This is a genomic window from Agromyces sp. NPDC058484 (assembly GCF_042720415.1).
In the GTDB taxonomy this organism is placed as follows: Bacteria; Actinomycetota; Actinomycetes; order Actinomycetales; family Microbacteriaceae; genus Agromyces.
In genome coordinates, this window is the sequence record NZ_JBHXMP010000011.1 from 1 (window position 1) to 18,155 (window position 18,155).

Here is an 18,155-nt window from a genome sequence, read left to right on the forward strand (position 1 = left end):
TCATCGAGGATCGTCGAATCGATCGCCCGCCGCCGCCGCCCGGCCAACGCACCCGAGGAGGCGATCACCTCGGCGACCGCGTCGAAAATCCGGTGCGGGCGTTCGCTGCCCGCGAGCCGGCGCCGCCAATACGTCAACACCGACGGGTGGAACGCGGACTCCGTCACCGCAAACCCGCACGCCGCTTTCCACCGCAGATCGAAGGTGACCGCGTCCGCGGTCTCACGATCGGACAGGCCATGGATCGTTTGCAGCACCAGCACCGACGCGATCACATCCGCCGGGATCGACGGTCGTCCCCGCCCCGAGGGAAACAGGTCAGCGAACGCCTCATCCGGGAACAGCTCCCGCCGGTGCGCGGCGAGGAACGCGAACACCGACCCGGCCGGCAGCAGATGCCCCGCCCACGACTCGACATCCAGAAGTTGGCGATTCCCAGCATCACGACCCTGCATGCACCAAGTCTTAACCCGCGACCAGACTTCTGCAGCAGGCGCGCCTTAACCCGCTGGATTGTTCAGCGGTCTCCTAGGAGCGCGCGCCGACCGCGGCATCCGCCCCCGATCGACCCGGGCGCGAGACGCGACCCGCCCGCCGACGCGCCAGCAGCGCCCCTCCGCGGCGCCGCCCGACCAGCGCTCCACCCCGCGCGACCACGAACGAATACCCCTTCCACACCAACACGCCCACGACGAGCGAGAGCAGCGTCGCAAGCCACGGCACCTCGTTCTCGAGGTGCGGATACACCTGCCAGTGCGTCAGGTAGATGAACATCGACGCCCCCGCGAGCAGCCCGATCACCGGCAGGAGCAGGCGCGGCACGGGCACGGCGGGCAGCCACAGCAGCACGAGCACGCCGACGACGACGACCGCCTCACGGCCGGGGTCGCCGAAGAAGCCGGGCACCGTGATGAGGGTCAGCGCCGACGCGGTGAGCCGCTGCACTGGCGTCGACGACCGTGCGACGAGCCATCCGAGCGCGATGCACCACACCACGCCGACGGTCATGTACCGCTCCGTGGCATCGGTCTCGATGCCGCCCGCCAGCAGCACGCGGGCCGCGAGCGCGACGCCGAGCACTCCGAGCGCGAAGGCGAACGGATGCCGCCGCTCCACCCGGTCGACCAGCGGCACCGCGAACACCGCGGCGAGCGCCGCCATCGACCACACGACCGCCTCGAGGAACCAGAACTGCCACTGCGTGCTCCACGACTCGGCGCCGAGGAAGTTGTTCACGAGCAGCGCCGTGGTCGGCGCGTAGCCGCCGGCGATGAGGCCGACCGCGCCGATCCAGAGCGCCGCGGGCACGACGACCTGGGCGGTGCTCTTCAGCAGCCCGGACACCCTTCGCCGGCCGGTCACGTCGGCGAGCTGGAAGCGCGCGAGGTTGTAGCCGGCGACGGCGAGGAGCAGGTGGGCTCCGCCCTGCACGCCGAAGAGGTTGGCGTGGGTGCCGACGATCAACACGATGGCGAGCGCGCGCAGCACCGCGGGGGTCTCCAGCCGCGGCATCCGTCGACGGCGGCGCGCGGCCGACGCGGCAGGTGCGGCCGGTGCGGTGCCGGTGGTCGGAGTTTCGGATGTCGCGGTGCCGGCAGCGGTGCCGGCGGTCGGAGCGTCGGATGTCGCGGTGCCGGCGAGTTCTCGGATCGACATGCTCGGCCACTTCCGCGGCAGCTCGCCGAGCAGTTCCTCGAGTCGGAGCGAGACCTCGACGTAGCTGAGCGAGTCGCCGCCGAGTCCGGCGAACGAGCTGTCGGGCGCCGCGTCGGGCCGGCCGAGGAGCTCTGCGTAGAGCGCACGGATCGTGTCGGGGGTCATGGACGTGGGACCCGTGCCGTTCCGGGATGCCTCGGCCGCGGCATCCGTCGCCGTGCTCAGTGCCGCCTGGTCGAGGAGCTCGGCGTGGCGACGGAGCGCCGCGGTGTCGGGCTTGCCGCTCGAGGTGCGCGGGAACTCCGCGACGGCGTGCACCCGGATCGCGTGCGCCGGCAACCCGAACAGCGCCATCGCGCGGTCGCGCGCGCCCGCGGCGAGACGCTCGGCGAGCACGAACAGCAGCAGCCGCTCGTCGGAGCTCACCGCGCGCACCTCGTGCCCCTCATCGGCGAGGAGCCGCTCAACCCGGTCGAGGTCGAGGCGCAGGCCGAAGATCTTCGCGAATCGGTTGCTGCGGCCGACGATCTCGTAGAGGCCGTCATCGCGTCGGCGCGCGAGGTCGCCGGTGCGGAGCTCGTCGACCTCGCGGCCGCGCGCGAAGTCGGCCGGGTGCTCGGCGTAGCCCAGCATCACGTTGGGTCCCTCGTAGACGAGCTCGCCGACGTCTTCACCGGCGGGCGCGTCGATCGTGAACCTGCCGCCCGGGATGGGGATGCCGATGGCGCCCGCGGATGCCTCGGCCAGCCGCGGCGGGAGGTAGGCCATGCGGGCCGTCGCCTCGGTCTGGCCGTACATGATGATGAAGTCGAAGTGGCGCTCGCGGCCGAGCCGCGCGAACCGGCGCGCACGCTCGGGGTCGAGCCGGCCGCCCGCCTGGGTGATGTAGCGCAGGTCGGGCAGGTGCCGGTCGGCGAATCCAGTCGCCTCGAGCAGCTCGAACGTATACGGGACCCCCGCGAACGAGGTGGCGCCCGACGCGGCGAACTCGCGCCAGAACCCGTCGTCGACCACCGAACGCTCGGTGAGCACGACGCTGCCCCCCGTGACGAGGTGGCTGTTGATCACCGAGAGCCCGTAGCAGTAGTGCAGCGGGAGCGTGGTGATCGCCCGGTCGCCCACGCCGAGGTTGAGGTAGTCGCCTATCGCGACGGCGTTGCTCAGGATGTTCTCGTGCGAGAGCCGCACGAGCTTCGGCGACCCCGTCGACCCCGAGGTGCTCGCGAGCATCGCGAGCGCTGGGTGCAGGTCGTGCCTCGTGCCGGCGCGGCGTTCGTCGAGGCGCCATGTGGTGACGGATGCCGCGGGGTCGGATGCCGCGGGGTCGGATGCCGCGGGGTCGGATGCCGCGGGGTCGGATGCCGCGGGGTCGGATGCCGCGGGGTCGGATGCCGCGGGGTCGGCGCCGCCGCTCGCGGCCACGACGTCGGGGTCGAACCGCTCGATGAGCACGCGGCGGTGCTCGGCCGAGCGAGCCGCGTCGCCGTCGACGAACAGCACCGGGTGTCCGCCCTCGAGCGCCGCGAGGTAGGTGACCACCGGCTCGATCGCGTTGGCCCCCTCGATCATGACGAGTCGGCGCGTCGTGCCGAGCTCGGCGCGCCGGGCGTCGACGCGATCCCGGACCTCGCCGTAGCTGTGGCCGCGCCCGTCGGCGACGAGCGCGACGTCGTCGGGCCTGCCGCGCAGGAGCTGCAGGTGAGTCGTCTCGGGTGAGCGAGTGGGCACGGGCGTGACTCCAGGAATGTCGGGGATAGCTCAGATTCGCTCACGTTAGCTTAGCCTCACCAAACTCCGATGGACGCCACATGACGACTCCCGGGGGGCGTAGCGTGGAGTCCGTGCTCACTCCTCCCGCCCCCGAGAAGCGACCGATCGAACGCGTGCACCACGGCGACGTCCACGTCGACGATTACGAATGGCTCCGCGCGAAGGACGACCCGGCGGTCATCGCCCACCTGCACGAGGAGAACGCCTACACGAAGGCGCGCACCGAGCACCTGAGCCTCCTCCAGGAGCAGCTCTTCGAGGAGATCCGGACCCGAACCAAGGAGACCGACCTCAGCGTGCCCACCCGCGAGGGCGACTGGTGGTACTACACGCGCACCGTCGAGGGCGAGCAGTACGGCATCCACTGCCGCGCGCCGATCGCGGGGCCCGACGACTGGGAGCCGCCGGTGACGACCGCGGTCCCCGAGCCTGTCGAAGGGACCACCGAGCCCGGTCTCGCTTCGACGGGCTCAGCGAGCCATGCCACCCTGCCCGGCGAGCAGGTGCTCCTCGACGACAACGTCGAGGCCAAGGGCCATGAGTACTACTCGCTCGGCAGCTTCGACATCACTGCCGACGGAACCACCATGCTCTACGCGACCGACATCGAGGGCGACGAGCGCTACACGATCCGGCTCCGCGCGATCGACGACTCGGGCCGCGAGTACGACGACGTCATCGCGGGCACCGCCGCGGGCGCGGTGTTCGACCCCAGCGGGCGGTACCTCTTCTATGCGACCGTCGACGAGTCGTGGCGGCCCGACACGATCTGGCGCCACGAGGTCGGCACCGCGGCATCCGACGACGTCTCGGTCTTCGCCGAGCCCGACGAGCGGTTCTGGCTCGGGGTCGGACTCACCCGCAGCCGCCGGTACCTCATGATCGAGGCGGGCTCGAACGTGACGACCGAGACCTGGCTGCTCGACGCCGACGACCCGGCCGGCGAGTTCCGCGTCGTGTGGCCGCGGAAGGACGGCGTCGAGTACGACGTCGAGCACGTGGTCGCCGGCGGCAGGGACCGCCTGCTCATCGTGCACAACGACGACGCGGTGAACTTCGAGCTCGTGAGCGTCGCGGCATCCGACCCGCAAGGACCCAGGCGGATGCTCCTGCCGCACGACCCCGATGTGCGGCTCGAGGGCGTCGACGCATTCCGCGACTTCGTCGCCGTCGAGTACCGACGCGAGGGCCTGCCTCGCGTCGCGATCGCGACCCTTCGACCGGCTCAGGGACCGGATGGGTCGCTGAGCTCGTCGAAGCGCACGCCCGACGACACGCTGCACGAGCTGCCGTTCGACGAGGCGCTGTTCTCGGTCGGCGTCGGCGGGAACCCGTCGTGGGAGCAGCCGATGCTGCGCGTCGGGTACTCGAGCTTCGTGACGCCGACGACCGTGTACGACGTGGTGGTCGCGACGGGCGAGCGACGCCTGCGCAAGCGCCAGCCCGTGCTCGGCGACTACGACGCGACGCGGTACGCGCAGCGGCGGGAGTGGGCGATGGCCGACGACGGCACCCGTATCCCGGTGTCGCTCGTGTACCGGCACGACCTCGTCGACCTCGGCACGCCCGCGCCAACCCTCTTGTACGGTTACGGGTCGTACGAGCACTCGATCGACCCGGCGTTCGGCATCCCGCGCCTGTCGCTGCTCGACCGCGGCATGATCTTCGCCGTCGCGCACGTGCGCGGTGGGGGCGAGATGGGCCGGCTCTGGTACGAGCACGGCAAGAAGCTCGACAAGCGCAACACGTTCACCGACTTCGTCGCGGTCGCGCGGCATCTCATCGACAACGACATCACCGCGCCCGACCGGCTCGTCGCGCAGGGCGGCAGCGCGGGCGGGCTGCTCGTCGGCGCGGTCGCGAACCTCGCCCCGCGCCACTTCTCGGGGTTCCTCGCCGAGGTGCCGTTCGTCGACCCGCTCACGTCCATCCTCGACCCGTCGCTGCCGCTCACCGTGATCGAGTGGGACGAGTGGGGCAACCCCCTCGACGACGCTGAGGTGTACGCCTACATGAAGTCGTACTCCCCCATCGAGAACGTGCACGACGGCTCCCACGGCGGCCGGCACTACCCGCCGATCCTCGCCGTGACCTCGCTGAACGACACGCGCGTGCTCTACGTGGAGCCGGCGAAGTGGGTGGCACGCCTGCGCGACGCCGGAGCCGATCCGCTGCTCAAGGTCGAGATGGCGGCCGGGCACGGCGGGGTGTCGGGCCGGTACGCGGCGTGGCGCGAGCGCGCGTTCGCCTATGCGTGGGTGATCGACGCGGCGAAGGCGCACCCGAGCGGAGAGTGAGACGAGCGCGCGGATGCCGCGGCATCCGCTCGGCTCAGGCCGCCGTCACCGCACTACGTCGTAGGTGATGTGGGTGGCAAGCTCGTTGCTGAGCACGTCGACCGGCTTCAGCGCGAGGTCGTCGAGGCCATCGAAGAGTCGCTCACCCGCGCCGAGGGTGATCGGCGAGATGCTGAGGATGATGCGGTCGATGCGACCGGCGGCCAGGTACTGGCGCACCGTGCTCGCCCCACCCGCGACGGAGACCCGGCCGCTGCCGGCGGCAGCCCTCGCCTGCGCGAGCGCATCGTCGATCCCAGTGGTGACGAAGTGGAACGTGGTGCCGCCCTGCATGGCGACCGGGTCGCGCGGATGGTGCGTGAGCACGAACACGGGCCCGTGATAGGGCGGATCGTCGCCCCACCACCCGTTCCACGCGTCGTCGGGCCAGTCGCCGCGGATGGGACCGAACATGTTGCGCCCCATGATGTACGCGCGTGGCGCGAGGATCTGGTCGACGATCGACTGATTCGCCTCGCGCTGTTTGAACATCCAGTCGTGCAGGCGCTCGCCGCCCTCGCCCAGCGGATCCTCGAGCGACTGGTTCGCCCCGGCGACGAAGCCGTCGAGGGAGATGGACAGGTTGGCCGTGACGAGACCGTCGTTGAACGTCATGCGCTGCACCCTACGCCGCCCCTCCGACGGCGGCACACATCGCAAACGAGCGGATGCTGCGGCATCCGGTTCCCGGTCGCCCGGCTGCGCTACGCCGCCTCGTCCGGGCTGGGTAGCCTGGCGGGATCGGAACCTCAAGTTCCACGAGTACACGCGTAAGCGTCCGACGAAGAACGTGCAGGCTCTGCTCGACCACGAGGCCGACACACGAGGCATCGAAGACGGCGGAATCCGTATTACACGTAGTACAGTCGAGGGAAGGAGGAATCCGATGGCATCCGTTCGTTTGAACCCCGCGCAGGAAGCGGCCCTCGATCGACTCGCCGCTGAGACAGGGCGCACCAAGAGCTACTACGTCAAAGAGGCCCTCGACCGCTACCTGGAGGATCGCGCCGACTACCTCCTTGCGCTCGCGGTGCTCGAGAGAGACGAGCGCCGGCTGAGCGCCGACGAGGTCAGGCGCGAACTTGGCCTATAGCGTCGAGTACACCGAGACCGCACTCAAGCAACTCCGCAAACTCGACCGGCAGGTCGCGCGGCGCATTGTCGGCTACCTTGACGATGTCGCCGGCCTCGAGGAACCCCGTGATCGCGGCAAAGGACTGGTCGGCGACCGCGTCCGTATCTGGCGGTATCGCGTCGGCGACTATCGGGTGCTCTGCGAGCTCATCGATTCCGAACTCGTGATCCTGGCCATCGCGATCGCCCACCGGCGCGAGATCTACGACGACTGAACGCCCGGCAGATCCCGCAGAAGACTGGGGCCGCGCGCCCGCCGTCGCAACTGGCCGAACAGCGACTGCACATTCCTGGAGAGCCGCGTACGCGGACGCCTTGCGCAACAGGGCCCGGCCATCTCATCATCCCGGCGCTCGTGTCGCCGCTGAGGTGTCGTGCTCCGTCTGGGCCCGCGCTCCGTCCGGGCCCATGCTCCGTCTGCGCCCGTGCTCCGTCTGTGCCCGTGCTCCGTCTGGGCCCGTGCTCCGTCTGTGCCCGTGCTCCGCCTGGGCCCGCCGATGTGAGGAGAACGACTTGAGCCCGCCGCAAGAATCGTCCTCGATTGTGCAGATCTCTTCGTTTGCGCAGATCAGCACCCCGTGAGCCATGCGGCACCCCCGCCGCCAGGGTTCGACGAGGCGGGTGACCTGCATGCAGACGCACGGATTCCGCGCTGAGCGAGCACCGTTTCGCATGTCGGAGGGCGCTGCAAGACTGTCCCGCATGTCTCTTCTCTCAGAACTGACCATGCAGGTTCCCGGCCGGGTGCACGGCCCCGGCGCAACCGAATACGACGCGGGCCGCACTGTCTTCGCGGGCATCGGCGAGCCCGAAGCAGTCGTCCGACCGCACACGGCCGAGGAGGTCGCGGTCGCCGTCCGGCTCGCGGCCGCGGCCGGTCTCCCGATCGCCGTGCGCAGCGGCGGGCACGGCCTCATGCCCATGCCCGACGGCGTGGTCATCGACCTGGCCGAGTTCACCTCGATCGACGTCGACGACGACGGTCTCGTGACCGTCGGCGGCGGCGCACGCTGGGGCGATGTCGCGGCCGCCCTCGCACCTCATGGGCTCGGCATCAGCTCGGGCGATACGAGCGATGTCGGCGTCGGAGGGCTGGCGCTCGGCGGCGGCATCGGCTGGCTCGTGCGAGGGCAGGGTCTCACCGTCGACCTGCTGCGCGAGGTCGAGCTCGTCACGGCGGCCGGCGACGTGCTGACGGTCAACGCCGACGAGAACCCCGACGTGTTCTGGGCGATTCGCGGCGGTGGCGGCAACTTCGGCGTTGCGACGCGGTTCGTCTTCCAGGCCTCCCGAGCCGACGGCCTCGTCGGCGGGCACGTGCGCTTCGACCAGTCCGACGTGCCCTCGGTGCTCCGCGCGTGGCGCGACGTCATGCGCACCGGCCCCGATGAGCTCAACTCGACCCTCCTGGTGCTCCCGCCGTTCGCTCCCGAGATACCCGCCGGCCCGCAGCTGGGCGTCGCCCTGCAGGGCGATGAGGCGCGGCTGCGCGAGCTGCTCGAGCCGTTGCTGTCGCTGCCATCGGTGACCGAGGTGTCGCTCGGTCCGGTCGCGTACGGCGACCTGCTCGAGGAAGCCCCGCCGGGCAAGCCGCCGTTCCTGTTCGTCGGCGGAAATGGCTTCGTGCCCGACCTCTCCGACGACGCGCTCGATGCCATCGCTGCGGCGTACGACCGGGACGTGCCGACGATGATCCTCCTCCGGGCGCTCGGCGGTGCCTTCTCGCGCGTCGGCCCCGACGCCACGGCGATCGCGCATCGCGACGCCGACGCGCTGCTCATCGTGAACGGGGTGCTGCCGCCGGATTCGGCACCCGAGCAGGTCGCCGCGGCGAAGGCCGGCAGCGATGCCGCCCTCGCCTTCACGAGCGGCACCTACGGCAACTTCGCGATGGAGCAGGGCGAGGAGGTCATCCGCTCGATGTACCCGTCGGCGACGCTCGATCGGCTGCGCCGCGTGAAGGCGCAGCTCGACCCGGGCAACGTGTTCCGGCAGAACCACAACATCACGCCGGCAGGCTGAACGGAGCGGCGACGGCCGGGGCGAACCGGCCGTCGCCGCGGGCGTGATCGGGCGGCGGCGCGAGCACGACCACGGGCGCGAGCACGTGCACGGGCGCGAGCGCGGGCACGGGCGCGGTCAGACCGACACGAGCGGCGCCGCGGCGGCGTCGAGGGCACCGGGAACCAGTCGGTAGTACGCCCAGGTGCCGCGCTTCGAGCGGGAGAGGAACCCCGCCTCGGTGAGGATCTTCAGGTGATGCGACACGGTGGGCTGGCTGAGGCCGATCGGCTCGATGAGGTCGCACACGCACGCCTCCTGGCCCTCGGATGCCGCGACGATCGACACGAGCCGCAGGCGCACCGGGTCGGCGAGTGCCCTCAGCCGACGCGCGAGGGCCTCGGCGTCGGCCGCGGTGATCGTCTCGCGGATGAGCGGTGCACAGCACGCGGCCGCCTCATCGCGGTTCACCAGGGTCAGGTCGGTCACGGTCACGAGACCAGCCTACCCGAATATTGACAATCATCGATATAGTGGCCACACTCGATATATCGACAAGCGTCAATGCACGAAGGACGAAACGCAGGAAGCACGAAGGAAACGATGACCCTCCTCGACATTTCCCCGCGAACGCAGCTCGCCCCCCGGCTGCAGGGGCTGCCCGTCGCCATCATCGGCGGCGGTCCGATCGGCCTCGCCACCGCCGCGAACCTCGCCGATCGCGGCATCGACTTCGTGCTGCTCGAAGCCGGCGACCGCGTCGGCGCCAGCATCGAGGAGTGGGGCCACATCCGCTTCTTCTCGCCGTGGCGGCACCTCGTCGACCCGGTGTCGCGCCGCCTCCTCGCCGACACCGGCTGGACCGAGCCGCCCGCCGACTCGCTGCCCACCGGCTCCGAGCTCGTGCGCGACTTCCTCGCGCCCCTCGGCGACCTCCCCGCCATTGCTGCTCGCACTCGGCTGGGCGTCACGGTGACCGATGTCACGCGCGAGGGCATGGACCGCACCCGCACGAAGGGTCGCGCACAGACGCCGTTCCTCCTGCGCACGCAGACGCCCGACGGTGTCGAGGAGCTCACCGCACGCGCGGTGGTCGACGCCTCGGGCACGTACCGCACGCCGAATCGCCTCGGCTCGTCGGGCCTCGATCCGCTGGGCCTGCCAGAAGTCGCCGACCTCGTCAGCCCCGCGATGCCCGACGTGCTGGGTCGCGATCGCGCGGCGTTCGTGGGCCGGCGCACCGTGGTCGTCGGCGCAGGCCACTCGGCTGCGAACACGCTGCTCGACCTCGTCGGCCTCTCCGCCGAGGCGCCGGGCACTCGCATCACCTGGGTCATCCGCAACGCCGGCGCCGATCGGGTCACAACATCGCCCGACGACGAACTGAAGGCGCGCGCGGCCATCGGCGCTCGGGTCGACGCTCTCGTCGCGTCCGGGCGCATCGAGCTCGTCGACCGATTCGAGATCGTGCGGCTCGCACGCACGGGCACCGGCGCCGCGGCATCCGGCGTTCGCATCACCGGACGCCGCGGCGATGCACTCGAGACCATCGACACCGACCGCATCGTGAACGCCACGGGCTTCCGCCCGAACCTCGAGATGCTGCGCGAGGTCCGCCTCGAGCTCGACGACATCGTCGAGGCGTCGAAGCGGCTCGCCCCGCTCATCGACCCCAATGTGCACACGTGCGGCACGGTCGAGCCGCACGGGTTCGCCGAGCTCACCCAGCCCGAGCGCGACTTCTTCATCGTGGGTATGAAGAGCTACGGCCGCGCGCCGACGTTCCTGCTCGCCACCGGCTATGAGCAGGTGCGGTCGATCTCGGCGTGGCTCGCCGGCGACGAGGCGTCGGCACGCAACGTCGAGCTCGTCCTCCCGGCCACGGGCGTGTGCGGGACGGATGCCGCGAGCGCCTCGGGTTCCGGCTGCTGCTAGAGCCCGATCCACGATCGATCTGGCCGCCGGATGCGGCGAGGTCAGGGGTCCTGAGAAGCTATCGAAGCGATCGCGCGCGGCTATGGTGATCACATGGGAGACGAGGACGACTCCGCACGGCAGGCTGACAGGATCGCGAGTGAACCCGAGCCGTCCTACCAGGCGCTTCTGCCGAACTTCGACAAGGTGACACGCTCGACGTTCGCGAAGGGTACGGTCAGCCGGCGGCGAGTCAACCATGCACTGCTCGTTCTCGCGCTCATTCCGCTGGCTGCGTTGGCGGTGATCTTGGTGCTGCAGTCGATGAACGGATAAGCCCCGAGTCGGGGTTCGAGCAGTCGCGTGCAGGTCGTGGGGCCACGAATAGACTTGCGTCTATGGATGGGATCGAGGCGGCCCGCGGCGTCCGGGTGCTCACCGATCCCACGCGCCTGCGCATCCTCCGACTCATCACCGACAGCCCTGACGGCCGCGCGCTCGTCGGCCGGCTCGCCGCCGCGCTCGACCTGCGGCAGCCGACCGTGAGCCACCACGTGAGGACACTCCTCGACGAAGGCGTGGTGAAGCGGGCACCCGAGGGCCGCCTGGTCTGGTACTCGATCACGCCCGATGCGGTCGATCGGGTGAACGAGCTGCTGCGGACGGATGCCGCGGAGCGCGTGCCTGACGAGGTGCTCGCGCGCGTGGCATCCGACCTGTCCGCGAGGTTCGCCGGGGTGTTCTCGCCCGAGACCGTCGAGCGATACGTGCGCGAGAGTCACGAGTTGCTCGCCGAGCGCGCGGCGATCACCCGACAGCTGCCGTCGCGCACGTCGTCGTTCGCGGCCGACCGGCTCGCGGCGCTCGCGCGCGCGGAGGCCCCGCCCGGTGCGGAACCTCCCGAGGTGCTCTTCGTGTGCGTGCAGAACGCGGGGCGTTCCCAGATCGCGGCCGCGATCCTCCGTCACCTGGCGGGCGATCGAGTGCGAGTGCGCACAGCAGGCTCTGAGCCGGCGGCCGCCGTGAAGTCGACGATCGTGCAGGCGCTCGACGAGATCGGCGTGCCGGTCGGCGGTGAGTTCCCGAAACCGCTCACCGACGAGGTGGTGCGCGCCGCCGACGTCGTGATCACGATGGGCTGCGGCGACGCGTGCCCGGTCTACCCGGGTCGCCGCTACCTCGACTGGGAGCTGGAGGATCCGGCGGGCCTGCCGCTCAGCCGCGTCCGCGAGATCCGTGACGACATCGAGGGGCGCGTGCGCGTCCTGCTCGGGGAGCTCGACGCGAACGCCGCGTGAACGGTCGCGCCCGCGGCATCCGTTCACCCTTCAGACCGGCTCGCCGCGAGCGCGGTCCGTCACGGATGTCGCGCGTGCGACTTCGCCGCTCGAGTCGCCTCAGCGACTGAGCCGGTAGAACACGAACGGGATCGCCGACACCAGACAGCTGACGGCGGGTACGAGCGTGAGCGACACGAAGACGGTCCATTGCATCTCCGGGGTCACTGTCGCACCGGCCTCGTAACCGGCTAGGACGATGAACATGCCGAAGACGAGCACCGCCAGGGCGGCCATGATCTTGGACACGAACGTGAGGCTCGAGAACGAGATGCCGTCGTTGCGCATCCCGGTGCGGTGCTCGATGTCGTCCACGGCGTCGGCGATCATCGTCGCCTGCACCACGAGGAAGATGCCGAGGGTCATCCCGGTGAGGAAGATGAACACCATCAGCACGGCGATGTTCTCGAACCCGGCGAAGAACATCGCCACGAACAGCACCGCGCCGATCACGGAGCTGCTGATCGCGAGGGTCTTCGCCGACATGCGCGTGAGCAGCAGCGGCGTGAGGAACGATGCCAGCACCATGCCGATGATGATCGCCGCGCCGATGAGGGTGAACGCGCCCTCGTTGTCGTACGCGATGACGACGAACACCGCGCCGCCGGCCTGCACGATGTAGCGGCCGAAGCCGAGCACCGACCCGATCAGCACCATGAGCAGCGGCGTGTTCCGCAGCAGCGTGCCGAACAGCTGCCGGAACGTGAGGCGCTTCTGCACTCCGGGGCCGTACCGCTCGCGCGTGTTGGTGAACGCCAGCAGGAACAGTCCCATGCCCAGGATCGAGGCGGCGCCCACCGCCAGCGACCATCCGGTGCCGGTGGTCTGGTCGTCCGAACTGAGCAGAAGGGCGAGCCACGGCATCCCGAGCGTCGCCAGACCAAGCGCGATCCCGCCGAACGCGCGCACGTTGGAGATCACGCGCATGCGGTACTCGGGCTCGGCGAACGCCGATCCGATGAGCCCCCAGAACGGAACGTCGCATACCGTGTAGGCGATGCCCCACAAGAAGTAGCAGACGGCGAAGAAGACGAGCTTGCCCGTCTCGGACACATCCGGCACGGTGAACAACAGCGTCGACAGCACCCCGACCGGCACGGCGGAGAAGAGGGTGTACGGCCGCAGCTTGCCCCAGCGTGTGCGGGTCATGTCGATGAGGCTGCCCATCACCGGGTCATCGATCGCGTCGAAGATCTTCGCGGCTGCGATCACGGCGGTCACCACCGCCATGCCCTGGGTGCTGATGCGGGCGTGCTGCAGCAGGTAGACGAGCATGAATGTCGTGACCGTCGTGAGGACGAGGTTCTGACCGAACCCTGCCACGACGATCGAGATCCGCTGCGTGCGGCGGCTTGGGATCCTCGCTTCGGTGGCGGCGACGCTCATGTGCGTTCCAGCAGGATCGTCTTGATCTCGAACGGGCGGAAGCTCAGCTGCGCGAGATCCGCCGAACCGAGGCGTCGCTCGATGAGGTCGGTTTCGACAGCGCGCGCATGCGGGATGCCGGTGCGCAGCGCCATCCGGGTCGGCAGCCCGAGGCTCTCGTACAGCCGCACGATCACGCCCGAGCCGTCCTCGGCAGGTTTGATCGTCTCGACCACCACGCCCGGGTCGCCGGCCGAAACGGCGTCGTCGAAGACCACGCCGTCGGCGAGCAGCAGCGGATTGTTCAGGCGGTAGGCCTCGCGCACGACGGCGGCCAGATCGTCGGGCGCGAAGGGCATGAACGCGTACGTGAACTCGTGGGTGCCCCGGTCGGCGGTCTTGTCGGGGAACATCGGCGCCCGCAGCAGGTTGAGGCTGATGAGCCCGTTCTTCGCCCGATGCCCGTACTTGGAATCATTGAGAAGGGCGAAGCCACCGGTACCCGCCACCGTCGCGATCCATTTGTGGGCGCAGATCTCGAACTGCGCCTTCTCCATGGCGTCACGCTCAGTCGTCGGGCGTGCGATATGCCCGAACTGGATCTCGCACAGCGCCTCGGCGCCGTAGTGACGCGGGCGGAACTCGGCGCGCAGCATGCGGTGGCGCTCGCGCCAGTCGGCGTGCGTCTCGAACCGGATGACGGGACTGCCCGCCTCGAGCACGATGCGCTGATGCACGGTGACCTTCGCCGCGCGGTACTCGTGGTGGCGGATCACGAACGGCCCGTCGATCGACGTGCGGTGGGAGGTGACCGCGAGCACCCTTGGCTTCGTGTCGACGTAGCCGGGATCGATGTCCCACGCGTCCCACGGGAACTGGAGGGGGTCTCTGTACACTGCGAGGCGGTTGAAGTCGCCGGCCACGTGCTCGGTGCCTGCGGCGTCGACGCACGAAACGAGCTCGCCGGTGGTGTCGAAGCGCACCGTGAGCAGGCCGTTCGAGATCGCATCGGCGGTGTGCGACAGGTCGGGGAACGTGCCGGCCGGCTGCAGGCGGGCGGCCGCGTACGGGCCGACGTCGGCCGAGCACCACCGTCCGTCGACGCGGACGTGGTCATGCCGGCGGAATGAGGTGAGGTTGATCGCCGACGGGCCCGCGTCGCCGCGGGGCAGGTCGGCCGTCAGTCGCGCACCGAGACGGTCGAGCTCCTGTTCGACCTCGGCGTACGACTCGCGCGTTTCGCGGTTGACGCGCTCGATCGACGAGCCGGGAAGGATGTCGTGGAACTGGTTCAGCAGCACGTCGCGCCACAGCGGCTCGAGCTCGGCGTTCACGTCGGCGCCCGCCAGGGCGGCGAGCGCCTCGACCTCGTGCAGCTTGCGTTCGGCGATGCGGTTGTGCCGCTTGGTGTGGCCGATCGTGGTGTACGTACCCTGATGGGCTTCCAGGTAGAGCTCGCCGGAGTGCCGCTGGGGGATGTCGCGCTGCTCGAGAGCGCGGAAGAAGGCGGATGCCGCGGACTTCTCCACCTTCGGAAGCCCACGCAGCGACCCCTCGCGCCGCAGCAGCTCGTGGTGCACCTCGCCGGGTCCGCCTCCGCCGTCGCCGGCGCCGTACACCAGCAGTGCCGTCCCCAGGTCGCGCTCGGGGTACTGGTCGATGCCCTTCAGCAGGCCGTCGGCCGCGGCGCGGCTGTTGTAGTCGCCCTCCGGCGGCATGTGGACGAGCACCGAAGACCCGTCGATGCCCTCCCAGTGGAACGTGCCGTGCGGGAACATGTTGACGCGGTTCCACGACAGCTTGATGGTCTGGAGCCAGTCCATGCCGCAGCCGCGGAGGATCTGGGGGAGGTTGCCGCTGTAGCCGAAGGTGTCGGGAAGCCAGCACAGCCGCAGGTCCTCGTCGTCGAGTCCGAACTCGTCCTTCAGGAATCGTCTGCCGACCAGAGCCTGGCGGATCAGCGATTCTCCGTTGGGCAGATTCGTGTCCGGTTCGACCCAGAACGAGCCCTGCAATTCGATGCGGCCCTTCGCCACGGCATCCTTCACCCGCTCGAACAGCTCTGGATGCCGCTCCTTCGTCCACTGCAGCTGCTGCGGCTGGCTCGTTCCGTAGATGAAGTCGTCGTGGCGGTCGATAGAGTCCAGCGCCTTGACGAACGTGCGTGCAGCCTTGCGTTTGGTCTCGCGGATGGGCCATACCCACGCCATGTCGAGGTGGCCGTGCCCGACGGCGCTGTACGTGAACGTGCTCGTGGAGGGCTGCGAGAGCTCTTCCGCAAGATGCGCGCGGGCGGCTCGCGTGTCTCCCTCGGCGAAACGGGAGTACGCCTCGCCGAGCGCGGCGTGCAGGTCGGCCGCGAGCCGGGAATCATCGGTCGACTCGGCCAGGACGAACAGCGCGAGGTAGTCGTAGTAGAGCCCGAACGCGTCGTCGTCGCGCTCGGCGAGGTGGGCACCGAAGTACACGCCGCGCCCGACGCCGAGGAACAGGAATCCGTTGAATGCGACGTCGGCGTAGATGTCCACGCGGGCGGTCGACAGGTCGGCGTGGGGGACCGGCCGGAACCGTCCGCCGCTGTGTGGCAGATCGCCCTGGATCCACACCGTGCTGATCGAGTCGAGCATCGTCCCGTCGGGGGAATAGACGAGTCCCTCGCCGCGGATGCCGAGCATGACGACGGGATCTGCAGTCTGCGCCGGCACGTCGCCCGTGATGTGCAGCCACGCGCATTCGAGCGGCCGGCCGAAGCGGGCGCCGGCACGGATCGGCAGGAATGCGCCATGGTCGAGATCGGCGAAGGGGATCGGCTCGGGCGAGCGGACGACCTCGGCGCGGAGGTCGACGATTCTGCGGTAGACGCGGCTGCGGATCGCGCGCAGCCGCCGGCCGTGGAACGGATGCTTGTCGACCAGCCCCGGCAACGTCGCCAGCACCTCGAGCATGCGACCTCCCGCCGGCGCGCGGCATCCCGTTGGCGCCCGTGACAAGCCTACGTGCCAGTGCCGAACCTCGGGGGTGGACGTGAACAGCACGTGAATCGGGCAGCCCGGGGCATCCGCTCGCTCCACTATCGATAGATGCCGGCCTATGCTTTCAGGATGAGAACGAGGAACCATGTCTGAGAGGCCCACCGTGTTGTTCGTCTGCGTGCACAACGCGGGCCGGTCGCAGATGGCTGCCGGCTACCTGCGCGACCTTGCGGGTGACCGCGTCGAGGTACTCTCGGCCGGGTCCACGCCTGCGGACCAGATCAATCCGGTCGCGATCGAGGCGATGGCCGAGGAGGGCATCGACATCACGGGCCACACGCCGAAGATCCTCACGGTCGACGCCGTGAGGGAGTCCGACGTCGTGATCACGATGGGATGCGGCGACGCGTGCCCGATCTTCCCGGGCAGGCGCTACGAGGACTGGGAACTCGAAGACCCCGCGGGGAAAGACCTCGTGACCGTGCGTCGCGTGCGTGACGAGATCCGCGGACGGATCGAGGCTCTGATCGAGAGCCTCGCCGCGGGCTGACGTCGCATCGTCGGCCATCTTGACGAAGTCGCCGACCTCGATGATCCGCGCGATCGCGGCAGGGGGCGGCCCGTCGGCGACCGCGCCGGCATCTGGCGGTACCGCGTCGGCGACTCTCGAGTGTCCTGCGAGCTCAACGATTCCGAACCCGTGATCCTCGCCGTCGCGGTCGCCACCGACGCGAGATCTACGACGACTGACCAACCCTCGATTCGAGGCGTCTTCGTCTGGGGGCCGGGTCCGCCTCAGCCGCCCCAGCTGCCGAACGCGTCGTCGAGCTCGTCGCGCTCCTCACGGCGGCGAACGACCTCGAGCAGGTCGCGCTCCAGGTCGAGCGAGAGCACGCGCATCCGCTCGTCGCGCTCGCGGAGATAGGCCTCGTCGACCTCGATCTCGGGCCATTCGCGATCGAGTCGCGCGTCGATCTCGCGCGCGACCTCGATCCACGCGGCGTCGCGGGCGCCTTCGGCGAGCGAGCCGAGGTACTCCTCGTCGCCACGGAGCTCGGTGAGGCGCTTCGCCACCGCTTCGTTCACTTGTTCGCGCAGGCGCAGGTTCCGGGCATCCGCCCGACGGTAGTCGTGCTCGCTCGCGGCGCGCCCGTCGCGTCGGGAGGCGTTCTCGCGCTCAGCCGCCGACCATTCCGCCACCTCGTCGATCTGCTGCACCAGCTCGTAGAGCACTTCGCGGGCCTCTGCAGCCGCCCGCTCGACGTCGAACGGTTCGTCACCGCGAAGCGCCCTGACGATGAGGCGGTTCTTCAGCGCCATGCGCGCCGCAGACTCCGCTACGAGCAGCCCCTCGGCGAACGACTCCGAGAACGTGAGCGGTGCCACCTCGGGCAGGGCGGCGCGGTCGAACGGCGCGAACTTCTCGCGCTTGCCTCTCCGCCACCGCCAGATGCGCATCGCCTGCTCGTCCGCCTCTCGCCCCGAACGCCCGGGTCCGCCGCGATGCGGCAGCCGGACCGAGCCTATCGCGGGCTCCGGCCCTCCGGTCGTGTCTGGGAACGGGCGTAACCTCCACATATGGAACACGCAGGGGTCGACGGATGCCGCTGCAGCATCCGACCCCCCGCCGCTCCGGGGGGGGGGGGGGCCCTAGACCCCCCCCCGCCCCC

General features: G+C 70.0%; 16 protein-coding genes and 1 pseudogene. 9 read left to right on the plus strand and 8 right to left on the minus strand.

Annotation, left to right across the window (positions count from 1 at the left end; all coding sequences use genetic code 11):
* Both ACFWN7_RS10335 and ACFWN7_RS10340 read right to left on the minus strand, forming a co-directional pair.
* On the minus strand, positions 1 to 455 hold a 455-nt coding region (locus ACFWN7_RS10335; RefSeq protein WP_376938720.1), incomplete at its 3' end, for a transposase.
* 73 nt (positions 456 to 528) lie between these two features.
* Positions 529 to 3,384 (minus strand): AMP-binding protein, encoded by a 2,856-nt coding sequence (locus ACFWN7_RS10340; protein ID WP_376938721.1) that lies wholly within the window; start codon positions 3,382 to 3,384, stop codon positions 529 to 531.
* 80 nt (positions 3,385 to 3,464) lie between these two features.
* Between ACFWN7_RS10340 and ACFWN7_RS10345 the strand changes: the two genes are divergently transcribed.
* Complete coding sequence (locus tag ACFWN7_RS10345; RefSeq protein WP_376938722.1) at positions 3,465 to 5,723, plus strand: S9 family peptidase; 2,259 nt, start codon at positions 3,465 to 3,467, stop codon at positions 5,721 to 5,723.
* A gap of 45 nt (positions 5,724 to 5,768) precedes the next feature.
* Here the strand turns inward: ACFWN7_RS10345 and ACFWN7_RS10350 are convergent, their stop codons facing one another.
* Complete coding sequence (locus ACFWN7_RS10350) at positions 5,769 to 6,377, minus strand: dihydrofolate reductase family protein (RefSeq protein WP_376938723.1); 609 nt, start codon at positions 6,375 to 6,377, stop codon at positions 5,769 to 5,771.
* On the opposite strand from ACFWN7_RS10350, the pseudogene ACFWN7_RS10355 reads away from it, so the two are divergent.
* The 4 genes and pseudogenes from ACFWN7_RS10355 to ACFWN7_RS10370 all read left to right on the plus strand — a co-directional run.
* Positions 6,376 to 6,537: pseudogene (locus ACFWN7_RS10355) on the plus strand (hypothetical protein); the annotation flags it as partial. The gene ACFWN7_RS10350 and the pseudogene ACFWN7_RS10355 overlap by 2 nt on opposite strands.
* Before the next feature lie 111 nt (positions 6,538 to 6,648).
* Positions 6,649 to 6,855 carry a DUF6290 family protein gene (locus ACFWN7_RS10360; RefSeq protein ID WP_376938834.1) on the plus strand — a complete coding sequence of 69 codons (207 nt, stop codon included), beginning with the start codon at positions 6,649 to 6,651 and terminating at the stop codon, positions 6,853 to 6,855.
* Entirely contained in the window at positions 6,845 to 7,111 is a 267-nt protein-coding gene (locus tag ACFWN7_RS10365) for a type II toxin-antitoxin system RelE/ParE family toxin (protein ID WP_376938724.1), read from the plus strand. The genes ACFWN7_RS10360 and ACFWN7_RS10365 overlap by 11 nt, the downstream gene beginning before the upstream one ends.
* Before the next feature lie 487 nt (positions 7,112 to 7,598).
* Positions 7,599 to 8,918, plus strand: coding sequence for an FAD-binding oxidoreductase (locus ACFWN7_RS10370; protein ID WP_376938726.1), 1,320 nt, complete (start codon positions 7,599 to 7,601; stop codon positions 8,916 to 8,918).
* Here the strand turns inward: ACFWN7_RS10370 and ACFWN7_RS10375 are convergent.
* On the minus strand, positions 8,902 to 9,027 hold the full coding sequence (locus ACFWN7_RS10375; protein ID WP_376938727.1) for a hypothetical protein: 126 nt from the start codon (positions 9,025 to 9,027) through the stop codon (positions 8,902 to 8,904). The two genes, ACFWN7_RS10370 and ACFWN7_RS10375, sit on opposite strands and share 17 nt — an antisense overlap.
* A gap of 8 nt (positions 9,028 to 9,035) precedes the next feature.
* Positions 9,036 to 9,392 carry an ArsR/SmtB family transcription factor gene (locus ACFWN7_RS10380; protein ID WP_376938728.1) on the minus strand — a complete coding sequence of 119 codons (357 nt, stop codon included), beginning with the start codon at positions 9,390 to 9,392 and terminating at the stop codon, positions 9,036 to 9,038.
* Positions 9,393 to 9,500: 108 nt separating this feature from the next.
* Here ACFWN7_RS10380 and ACFWN7_RS10385 point away from each other — a divergent pair, with 108 nt between their 5' ends.
* From ACFWN7_RS10385 to ACFWN7_RS10395, 3 genes are all read left to right on the plus strand, one after another.
* On the plus strand, positions 9,501 to 10,832 hold the full coding sequence (locus ACFWN7_RS10385) for an FAD-dependent oxidoreductase (RefSeq protein WP_376938729.1): 1,332 nt from the start codon (positions 9,501 to 9,503) through the stop codon (positions 10,830 to 10,832).
* A 93-nt stretch (positions 10,833 to 10,925) separates the two neighbouring features.
* On the plus strand, positions 10,926 to 11,147 hold the full coding sequence (locus ACFWN7_RS10390) for a hypothetical protein (RefSeq protein ID WP_376938730.1): 222 nt from the start codon (positions 10,926 to 10,928) through the stop codon (positions 11,145 to 11,147).
* 62 nt (positions 11,148 to 11,209) lie between these two features.
* Entirely contained in the window at positions 11,210 to 12,109 is a 900-nt protein-coding gene (locus ACFWN7_RS10395) for a metalloregulator ArsR/SmtB family transcription factor (protein WP_376938731.1), read from the plus strand.
* Between the two features lie 99 nt (positions 12,110 to 12,208).
* Here the strand turns inward: ACFWN7_RS10395 and ACFWN7_RS10400 are convergent, their stop codons facing one another.
* Positions 12,209 to 13,534 (minus strand): MFS transporter, encoded by a 1,326-nt coding sequence (locus tag ACFWN7_RS10400; RefSeq protein WP_376938732.1) that lies wholly within the window; start codon positions 13,532 to 13,534, stop codon positions 12,209 to 12,211.
* Complete coding sequence (locus ACFWN7_RS10405; protein WP_376938733.1) at positions 13,531 to 16,458, minus strand: alpha-mannosidase; 2,928 nt, start codon at positions 16,456 to 16,458, stop codon at positions 13,531 to 13,533. Before ACFWN7_RS10405 ends, ACFWN7_RS10400 begins: the two co-directional genes overlap by 4 nt.
* Positions 16,459 to 16,630: 172 nt before the next feature.
* Here ACFWN7_RS10405 and ACFWN7_RS10410 point away from each other — a divergent pair, with 172 nt between their 5' ends.
* Positions 16,631 to 17,035 (plus strand): arsenate reductase ArsC, encoded by a 405-nt coding sequence (locus ACFWN7_RS10410; RefSeq protein ID WP_376938734.1) that lies wholly within the window; start codon positions 16,631 to 16,633, stop codon positions 17,033 to 17,035.
* Positions 17,036 to 17,280: 245 nt separating this feature from the next.
* Here ACFWN7_RS10410 and ACFWN7_RS10415 read toward each other — a convergent pair whose 3' ends face one another.
* Positions 17,281 to 17,943, minus strand: a complete 663-nt coding sequence (locus ACFWN7_RS10415; protein ID WP_376938735.1) for a hypothetical protein — start codon at positions 17,941 to 17,943, stop codon at positions 17,281 to 17,283.
* Positions 17,944 to 18,155: the final 212 nt, after the last annotated feature.